This window comes from Rhizobium sp. SEMIA 4085 (genome assembly GCF_013004495.1).
Lineage (GTDB): Bacteria > Pseudomonadota > Alphaproteobacteria > Rhizobiales > Rhizobiaceae > Rhizobium > Rhizobium gallicum.
Window position 1 is genome coordinate 1 of record NZ_JABEPH010000249.1, and the last position, 9063, is coordinate 9063.

The following is a 9063-nucleotide window of genomic DNA, read 5'->3' on the forward strand; positions in this document are numbered from 1 at the left end:
AACAACCCAATACGAGCACGCACGATCAGGTCGACAATAGGCGGTTGACAGAAGGCGACGGATACGGCGTAATAATACAGGTAAGTGCGGGGAGTGATCGAGCGGGACGTGACGATTACACGGAAGTTGCGGTCGCGGTAGGCGCGAACCAATTCAGCGCCAATCCCTTGTGATGCTCCGGTGATGATGACGACATTTCCTTCGGTATTCATGGACGGGGATCCTTTTTCGATTGCAGCGGGCGCTTCATCTGCGCCAGCCCTTCGCCCTCGGCGTCGGTGCAATTGATTTAGACCCATCCGGTGTCAGGGAGAATTGCCGTGCTTTGGGCGACACTCCTCCGGAAATCGGCATAATTAACCGAGCGTGCCTGCCTGCGTTGCCAAGCGTGCTAATTCCGAGCGCAGACGCGGCGTGGCGAAATCGACGAAGGCGCGGACCTTCGGAACGGACATGCGGCCCTGTGGTGCGAGGAGATGAACCGGCAGCGGAGGGTGCTCGGCATCTGCGAGCACGATCGTCAGCCGGCCGTCCCTCACATAGTCTGCGACATGATACGAATAGAGCCTGGTCAAACCGCGCCCGGAAGCGGCCGAAGCGACTGCAGCCCGCACGCTGTTGACGATGCACCTCGGCGTGAACTGGACTGTCCGGGGAATGGATGAGCCCTGTGCCGGCGTGAAGCCCCACGAGTCGAGACCGAAATTGGTAAAGGCGACGATTTGGTGCTTCGTGAGATCTGCGGGTTCTGCGATGCGGGGATGAGTGGCTAGATAGCGCGGGGATGCAACGACGACGCGCCGCACATCGCCGCCAAGCCGGGTGGAGATATGTGATGAATCGGCGAGATGGCCGATGCGCAAGGCAATGTCGACACCTTCGTCCACCAGATTGACGAACCGATCCAGCAGCAGAAGCCGAACTGAAACGGCCGGGTGCAGCTCAAGGAAATCGTCCAGAATGGGATGCACGACTTCTTCCCCGAGGATTGGCGGCGCCGAAATCGTCAGCATCCCGCGAGGGGCGGAACGCTCACCGCCGGCGAGCATGTCAGCCTCCTCGAGATCGACGAGGACCCGCCGGCAGGCTGCGGCGTAACGCTGACCCGCGTCGCTCAGTTTGAGGGTGCGGGTCGTTCGATGCAGCAGTTCAACGCCGACATGAGCTTCCAGGAAGCTCAGTGCCCGGCTGACCGCAGTTGGTGATCGCTTCAGCCGCCGGGCGGCACCTGCCAGACTGCCTTCGTCGATCGCGGTGACGAACACTTTCATTGCATCGATACGGTCCATTTTATTCTGCCGATCTTCGGGATAGTGAAGGCCAATCAGTAAGTGTTCACCCGGAATCAGCCGGAAGTAAACATGCGACGGATCCAAACAGGCATCGTCCGCCGGCTTCATCGCAGCGCACAGCAAAGTCTGATTCGACGATGAAGTGACCGGACTCAAGATCCAAACCACAGCCGTTTCGGCAGCACATGTCTATGCGAGCTTTCAAACAGATCGGGCTCAACGAAAAACGCGAGCTTCACGCTGAAAAATTGTGGACGGACAAGCTTTTTTCGGAAGAGTGCAGTCGATTGGTAAGTCACGTCCAACAAATCGCCTCGCGGGCTTGAGCCCCCTCGAAGATGTCGACCGCCTGTCACCGCTTGTCGAGCGCGGTCCTGATTTCTGCCGTCCCCAAATTAAGTGGGTCGAAAAGAAAAAAGGATCGGCGCGAACCGCACCTCTTTTCCACGTTCACTGCATGGCTATGGGCAGGTTGGGTTATCGGTGTTGGTAACCCTGCTGTTGCCGGTGTTTTCCTGAGGGGTCGCTGTCAGAATGCAGTTGGAAGATTTTGATGGTTGGTGTTGGTCGTGCTGTTTGTGGGTATTCGGATCGACCGCAGGCAGAGCTGTAGCATCGCAGCCGCCAAAGACGGGTTTCTGCAAGGCATTAGGTGCCGGACGCGACGGCGCGCTGTCTGCCCGTCAGGGGGCGCGGCTGCTCGGAACAAAACATGCGACGGGCCGTTTTCTCGACACAACAAAAGGAGGAAACACTATGGATTGGAATCGCGTTGAGGGTAATTGGAAACAGATGAAGGGCAAGATCAAGGAACAATGGGGCAAGCTCACAGACGACGATCTTGATCAGATCGCCGGCAAGCGCGAGCAGCTGGAGGGAAAAATCCAGGAGCGCTACGGCATGGCTCGCGACCGCGTCCATCAAGACGTCGATGATTGGTATGAAAACCAAACGTGGCACTAAGAAACGGATCCTGGCTAAACGCTGGGTGAGACTGCAGACAAATCCCTGGCTTGCCGGGGGTTTGTGTTCACTGGGACATGGTGAAGAATCATCCAACTAGACGGTCGAGATGGCGCCGTTCCGAGATGCTGATGCCGAAGGATCGGCTCAGCAGTTGGGACAAGGCGGATATATAGACCCCGCAGTGAGTCGCATTCGGGTCCGATGTCAGAGCTCGTGGTCGCCACCCCAGAACGTCAAGAAGATCACAACGGCAAATCGCCAAGCCTTCGAACCACCTCGGCGCGAGCGTCCATGCCCCTGGAAGCTACGCCCATTCGATCCTGCATACCAAAAATCTCGAAGGAGCAGCTCGCCGGTCGCGCTTTGGTTTCGTCGCAGACTTTGGGCCCCAGGTGGACCTATGAGGCGAATGCCTCCCTCACATCTACGATGTGGTTCGCCTGACTAATCGCACTTGTCTTGCTGAGCCTTCGCAGCAGCGGTTTTATCGCCATGCTGCTGTGCCACCACATCCTGTTCAGACGTCGCAAGATTGGGGTTCTTGGCCAACGGCAATGTTCCACCCTCTTTCTGAGGTGCGTTGGCGTCAGCCTTGTTCTTTTGCGCTTGCGTGGTTTCACTGCCTTCCATCGGAGCACGAGTACCGTCTTTGGCGATGCCGCTACGGTCCTCCGTCCCTGTAGACCCGGTTATGTCCACGCAATCGGCGAAGCTTGGTTGGGATGTCAAAGCTGCCATGCCAATGGCAACCAGAGCCAACGAAGTGTGTTTCATGACGCTTCCTCCTATTTGTTGTTATTGATTCATCCTAACGAGGCAGCACCCTCGAGGTTCCCACGGTATTTTGCCTGACTACGGGAGATCGCTGCGGCTGGGTTTGTAAGTCCTGATCATCGCGCGTGCGATCCAGGGCGATAAAAAATGTTCCTCTACCTGCATGTGCAATGGAGGGAGCGCCACTTCCAAACAACCGAACAAATCGTCAAAACGCCGACGACGCTGGCCATCGACCTTACTCGGGGCTTATGCGTCAATTCACGACCTGCACGTCTTCTTTCCGAAGGTCGTCGATTGCATCGATCGCTTCCTCGGCGGACCAGCCTGCACGCAGTGCTGCGGCAACCAGACGCACTTCGGCCTCCTGTTGAAGTTTCAGATAAAGCCCTTCGAGCGCCTCTCTTGCTGTGACGACATGTTCATCGTGGAGCGGAATGGCTGGAATTCTATCTAGCTGAGGCATTTTCATCTCCCCTGTTAAAGACGGTTTTTCTCGGGGTGTTGCCATTCGAACTGCGCGAAGGCGTTTGCTCTTCGCGACACGAAGGCGACGTTCGTCGTCGATGATATTCTCCGCGGTCTGCGTCGTGCGCTTCTGACGATCCACGCGTTCTTGCTGGAGCACTTGCCATCCTCGCGATGTTGATGCGCCCGGACTGCAGCTAGAGTTTGCGCTAGATGCGTCAACCCCGAGTGTCAGCGCGGAAACTTTAAAAGTGCGGATCTTGGGGTATGCAGCGACCCGACTTTTCAGGCCACAATCACGACCGACAGTGAGCCGCATCGCAGCTTGTCCGTTTCCGGGCCGTGAAAATCGACGCCACCGAAAAAGAGCACTGCGACATATTGATGCTCGCCAGAGAGCGACGTTGACGCTGAGAGGAACCGCAACGCTTTCCGGCCGTTAATGGGGGCGATCAGCGCGGAGGTAGCAAATGGCGTCCAGGTTCTTTTCCAAGTTCGCAACAGGAGTGGCCGACCTTTCCGGCCGACCGGGGACCTTCATTGTCGCGGTATCTTTGGTTCTGATTTGGGCGATATCCGGCCCGTTCTTCAACTTTTCGGAGACGTGGCAGCTCGTCATCAACACATCCACCACCATAATCACTTTCCTGATGGTGTTCGTCCTGCAGAACTCGCAAAATCGCGACGGGAAAGCGCTTCAGGCAAAGCTCGATGAACTTATCTTGACATCCCAGGCGCAGAATAAGTTCGTCGGAATTGAAAAACTCGGCGAGAACGAGCTTCGAGAACTGAGCAAGATGCTGGCGGAAAAAGCCGAGTGCGTCGATCAAAAGGCGCAGGAGAAGACGACAGTTCAGCAGGACGCTCCAGGCGTCGCCTGACCAGCGTAGTGAGGAAAGCGATCGTGCCCACTCCACTAGCTCATCAGCTCGTTGTTCGCCTCTCGGATCACTCCGCACGTATCGTCGGAAGCAGGCTTGCCCTGATGGCCGTTGCTGCAGTTCACGCAATCTGGGTTAATCTCGGTTTGGCGACGGGTCCAACCAAGCAATGGCTCCTGGCAACAAATATGCTGGCACCATTGGCCACCTGCCTCATCCTCGTTCTTCTCCAGCATTCCCAGAACCGCGACATGCGGACGCTTCAAACGAAGGTCGATGAACTCATCAGGTCGAGCGGCGCGCGAAACCACATGATTGGTGTGGAACGGCTGGAGAGGGACAAGGACGCCCCGGTTTTAAGAGGGTGACCCGGTCGCGGCGCGCAGACGACAAGGCCAGAACGACGACGGCCGCGGCGAGCAAAGTTCTTCGCAAGCTAGAATCTCTCCTGCGTTTCCTCCTCTGGCAAGCCGGGTCCACATTCGGCCCACCGCAGGCGGCTTTCGATGCCATAGTGCCCCGCCGGTCGAATCCGCTCGGGATGATCGAGAGACCCGGCGGTCAGTCGTATCAATTCGTCCCCGTCGTACCGCAGAAAGAGCGGCGTCCCGCAACTGGCACAGAATCCACGCGTTGCAATCGGCGAAGACCTGTAGACGGACGGCTTTCCGGTCGTCCAAACCAAATCCGAAAGCCTCGCCTGGACAAGAACCGCGAACGGGCCGCCCGTTGCCCGCTTGCACATGTCGCAATGGCAATAGCCTGAATGAGGCCGATCGCCCTGGAACTGATACCGGCATCCTCCACAGAGGCATCCGCCCGTCCATTTTTCTTGATCGTTCATGATTTGCGAACTGCGTTCAGCGAAGTTTGTTCCATGGCTGGCTTCGAGGCCATGTGGTCGATCGCAGTTCGGTAAGGCAGGACGTACATTTTCAGCTCCGACTTCGGCCGGCAGTGGGGGTTGCACACGAGTTCTGCATAATTTTGCCGGTAGTGATGCTGCCTCAATCGTCCGGAATCCGATCAACTGCGGCGAAGCCCCACACGGGCCCACGAAACTGTTGCCTGTGCGGACAGGATTTAGCAAAGGTCGGTCGTTAGAACGCCGGAACATTGAACAGGCCTCAGCGTTAAGTCACTGCAATAACTTCAAAACCTCAAGATCGGAGGCAACACCATGGGTCGCGGTATTCTTCTTTGGCTTCTCGGCATTCCACTGCCAATCGTCATTCTCCTTGTTCTCTTCATGCGATAGGAGGTGTCCATGTCCATGTCCATGACAGGTCCAGACGTCGCGGCCACTCCTGTCGAATCGTCCAAGTCCGCGATGTCGTGGGGACCGATCCTCGGTGGTGCTTTCGCCGCCACAGGCGTCACCCTGATCCTCTTGCTTCTCGGATCTGGTGTCGGGCTGACGATGGTGTCGCCTTGGACAGGACAGAGCGCTTCGGCAGAGGCCATTGGCGTGACTGCCGCGATTTGGCTGGTGGTCGTGCAGTGGTTGTCGGCAGCGTTAGGGGGCTACCTCACGGGCCGGCTCCGCACGAGATGGGCCGCTGTTCACACCGACGAGGTCTTCTTCCGGGACACCGCCCATGGTTTGATCAGTTGGGCGGTTGCCACGATTTTCGTGGTGGGTTTCTTGACGTCATCTTTGACCTCGCTTGCTGGGGCCGGCGCGCAGGCAGTCGGCCAAGCGGCGACCAACGCAAGCCTTGCTGGCGCTGTCGCAGCAGGATCATCGCAGTCGCCGGCGACCGATCTCTCGGCGTCCTATTTCACCGATGCTTTGCTTCGACCAGACCGAAATCGCGCGCAGGCCACGACCGACCAGGGTGCAGCCACGGCTGAAGTCTCGAGAATCCTTCTTCAAGGCGCCGCTCAAGGCGGGATCCCAGATGAGGACAAAAACTATCTCGCAACGATCGTGGCATCGCACGCAGGTCTTTCGGAGGCCGATGCCAAGACACGCGTTGACGCCATCTTAAAGCGGGTGGAGGATGCCAAGGTCACTGCCCAAAGAGCTGCAGACGAGGCACGTGAGGCAGCGGCAACGACTGCGATGCTCGGCGCTCTGTCTCTCCTGATAGGCGCTTTCATTGCCTCTGCTGCTGCAGCGCTCGGAGGCCGACAGCGAGACGAGGAAGAAGACGTAATTCTAAATCGCATGTGAAACCGACGTCCGCTGCATGTCCTACAAATGTTATGCAGTCCCGGACCTCCGGCAGCTTTGAGGCAGAAGTCCGGGACGAGACCATAGGCCAGGATCACCGTGGCGCCGGCGACCTCGTCGGCAGGTGTCGTCTCGCTGACGAGGCCCTTGTTTCTCGTTGCAAGCTTGCCGCTTGGTCCGTCTTTCGCAACGTCGCGGTAGGGTGGGGGCGTCGTTGATTGCGATGCGTGTTGTTATCGACCCGGCTGATGTGCGCTTTGGTATTCGTCGAGAACTGCCCGCACCGCGTCAATCAGCAACTCCTGCGGTTCAAGGGGCTTTCCGGCGTACCTCACCAAATTGGGCAGATGCTGCCGGAAAAGAGGTGCCGGGATGATCCGGCCGTCGAGTGCTTTCGTGAGCCGAAAGACGGCATCCTCCGCTGCTGGGTGGTTCCAGTAGTAGCGAATACGATCGGAATAGGAGTAGTGCCGCAGGATATGCTGCTTAGCCTGCGAACCCTGATAGTGGCCTTTCCAGTGGCCGGGGTCCTTCCTCATCAGCGCGTCCATCACGGCCATGAGGTTTCGGCTCGGATAACCGGGGATAAAGTCGCTTGCGATCAAGTCAAGTCCGTAGAGTGCTTCGCGAAGTGCGAAGGTCAATTCCGGCCCGACCTTGAGGATGGCGAAGCCGTCCTCGACGAGTTCGCGGAGCGCTTGCGCGCCCTGATAGTCAGTCGAATGCGCCTCGTAGACAAGCGCGGGCTCCTCGTCGAGCAGCGCGGCAAGGGTTCGTGCTCTCGCCCGGTCGTAGACAATAACGTTTTCATTGCCGAACTCGACTCCGGGTTGGACGACAAGCGCCAGCACGCGGTCGAAGGCCTTGCCGAGGCCGGCTGCGTCAAACCGCGTCCGGTGCAGCGCAATCGTCTTGCGCGCCGCGTCGACGCGCGTCGGTTCGAGCGTGGTGATCACATGATGCGCGCCGCCAGGCGGCGGCACTTCGGTTCCGATGACATAGACCGGTGGCTCACCGCCTGAAGAGGCCGCGCACCGTTCCGCCACGGCCGCCAGCCTCACCGCTCGCCCGGCTGTCGTCGCGTCGTCGAGCGCGACCGGCTCGCCCGCGCAGCCCATGGACGTATCGAGATGGAGCTTTCGGAAGCCAGCCTCGACATAGGCGGCGATCATGTCGTCCGCTTTGGTCATGGCGACCTCGGCAGGTTCTGCACGCCATGGGTTGGGGCCAAGATGATCGCCTCCGAGGATGACCTTGTCTCGCGGCACACGCTCTTCGCCGGCGATCTTTTCCACCAGCGCCACAAAATCACGGGGCTTCAAGCCCGTGTATCCACCGAACTGATTGACCTGATTGCAGGTCGCCTCGACCAATACCGGACCATCGCAAGCCACGGCATGTCGAAGGGCCGCGCGGATCACGATGGGATGAGCCGAGCAAACCGAAGTGATGCCCGCCATGGCGCCCGTGCGCCGGCTGCGCGCTAGGTTCGCGAGTACGGAGGTCATATGCTGCGCCCCGGTGTCATGGCGATGAAGGCGTCGAGTTCGGCGCGGGTGCCGGCCCCCTCCATCGGCCCCCTGGCCGTGACATTGCGGGCGCCGGCCGCATTGGCGTAGGTGAGCGCCTGTTCGATTGGCATACCGAGCCGACGGCACGCGACATAGGCGCCACCGAAGCAGTCTCCGGCGCCGGTCGGATCGATTTCTTCGACTGCGAAGGCCGGGCAGTCGATGCGTCGGCCTTCCAGTGTGAAGACGGTTGAGCCCTTTGCGCCGCGCTTGAGTGCCACTTCGCTGGCGTTACGGGCGAAGAGCGCATGGACCGCCTCACTTTCGCCCCCGACGCCAGCGGCGACGAACAGCTCTTCTCCAGACGGGAGGATCAGGTCGGCGATATCGACAAGCCTTGCGAAGCGGGCGCGGGTTTCGGATTGCCCGAGCAACTCCTTGCGGACGTTCGGGTCGAAGGAGATGCTGCCACCGCGAGCCTTGATCGTCGCAATCGCGTATTCGATAATCTCGATGGCGCCGGGTATGGCAAACGCGGTTCCCATGACGTGCAGGTGGCCCGATCGGGCAATGAGCGCGCGCGCCGCGGCGGTAAGGTCGATCTGGGAGGCTGCGGATCTTGCTATGTTGAACACGAAATCGCGCGAACCGTCATTCCGGTAGCGCACGAAGGCGCTGCCGGTCGGAAACTCTGGGCTGGTCGAAATAGCCGAGACGTCGGCGCCGTCTGCGTGCAGTCGTGCGACATTGACGCGGCCGAAGTCGTCGTCGCCCACGCAGGCGATGATGCCGGCCGAACCGCCTATTCTGGCGCCTTGGTCGATGAAGATTGCCGGTGCCCCTCTGGGGTAGGGGCCGCTGCGAGTGATCGGCTCGCGAAAGCCCGAGCCGCGAGCCGGTGCCCGGATCTCGGCGAGGAACCGGCCGATCGGTCGCGTCGGTCCGAGGCCTTCCGTGGCTAAGCCCGCTCGTGTAATGCAGCAGCCTCGCCAGCG

General features: G+C 59.5%; 11 protein-coding genes. 4 read left to right on the forward strand and 7 right to left on the reverse strand.

Annotated elements, in window-relative coordinates; all coding sequences use genetic code 11:
* Together C9413_RS21915 and C9413_RS21920 are read right to left on the reverse strand one after the other, a co-directional pair.
* On the reverse strand, positions 1–212 hold a 212-nt coding region (locus C9413_RS21915), incomplete at its 3' end, for an SDR family NAD(P)-dependent oxidoreductase (protein ID WP_170250905.1).
* Positions 213–356: 144 nt separating this feature from the next.
* Positions 357–1289, reverse strand: a complete 933-nt coding sequence (locus tag C9413_RS21920; RefSeq protein ID WP_040116682.1) for a LysR family transcriptional regulator — start codon at positions 1287–1289, stop codon at positions 357–359.
* Between the two features lie 759 nt (positions 1290–2048).
* Here C9413_RS21920 and C9413_RS21925 point away from each other — a divergent pair.
* On the forward strand, positions 2049–2255 hold the full coding sequence (locus C9413_RS21925; protein ID WP_040116018.1) for a CsbD family protein: 207 nt from the start codon (positions 2049–2051) through the stop codon (positions 2253–2255).
* A gap of 447 nt (positions 2256–2702) precedes the next feature.
* On the opposite strand, the gene C9413_RS21930 is transcribed toward C9413_RS21925, so the two are convergent.
* Together C9413_RS21930 and C9413_RS21935 are read right to left on the reverse strand one after the other, a co-directional pair.
* Entirely contained in the window at positions 2703–3032 is a 330-nt protein-coding gene (locus C9413_RS21930; protein WP_052451872.1) for a hypothetical protein, read from the reverse strand.
* A 256-nt stretch (positions 3033–3288) separates the two neighbouring features.
* A complete protein-coding gene (locus tag C9413_RS21935) occupies positions 3289–3498 on the reverse strand; it encodes a hypothetical protein (RefSeq protein ID WP_052451938.1) in 210 nt (69 codons plus the stop codon).
* Positions 3499–3970: 472 nt separating this feature from the next.
* Here C9413_RS21935 and C9413_RS21940 point away from each other — a divergent pair, with 472 nt between their 5' ends.
* Both C9413_RS21940 and C9413_RS21945 read left to right on the forward strand, forming a co-directional pair.
* Positions 3971–4381 (forward strand): low affinity iron permease family protein, encoded by a 411-nt coding sequence (locus C9413_RS21940; protein WP_040116017.1) that lies wholly within the window; start codon positions 3971–3973, stop codon positions 4379–4381.
* A gap of 23 nt (positions 4382–4404) precedes the next feature.
* Complete coding sequence (locus tag C9413_RS21945) at positions 4405–4749, forward strand: low affinity iron permease family protein (protein ID WP_170250906.1); 345 nt, start codon at positions 4405–4407, stop codon at positions 4747–4749.
* A 68-nt stretch (positions 4750–4817) separates the two neighbouring features.
* Here C9413_RS21945 and C9413_RS34565 read toward each other — a convergent pair whose 3' ends face one another.
* Positions 4818–5498 (reverse strand): GFA family protein, encoded by a 681-nt coding sequence (locus tag C9413_RS34565; protein WP_348648792.1) that lies wholly within the window; start codon positions 5496–5498, stop codon positions 4818–4820.
* A 150-nt stretch (positions 5499–5648) separates the two neighbouring features.
* Between C9413_RS34565 and C9413_RS21955 the strand changes: the two genes are divergently transcribed.
* Positions 5649–6557, forward strand: a complete 909-nt coding sequence (locus tag C9413_RS21955) for a membrane protein (protein ID WP_040116014.1) — start codon at positions 5649–5651, stop codon at positions 6555–6557.
* Positions 6558–6790: 233 nt separating this feature from the next.
* Here the strand turns inward: C9413_RS21955 and C9413_RS21960 are convergent, their stop codons facing one another.
* Together C9413_RS21960 and C9413_RS21965 are read right to left on the reverse strand one after the other, a co-directional pair.
* On the reverse strand, positions 6791–8065 hold the full coding sequence (locus tag C9413_RS21960; protein WP_040116013.1) for a D-tagatose-bisphosphate aldolase, class II, non-catalytic subunit: 1275 nt from the start codon (positions 8063–8065) through the stop codon (positions 6791–6793).
* Positions 8062–9045 carry a sugar kinase gene (locus C9413_RS21965; RefSeq protein ID WP_170250907.1) on the reverse strand — a complete coding sequence of 328 codons (984 nt, stop codon included), beginning with the start codon at positions 9043–9045 and terminating at the stop codon, positions 8062–8064. The genes C9413_RS21960 and C9413_RS21965 overlap by 4 nt, the downstream gene beginning before the upstream one ends.
* Positions 9046–9063: the final 18 nt, after the last annotated feature.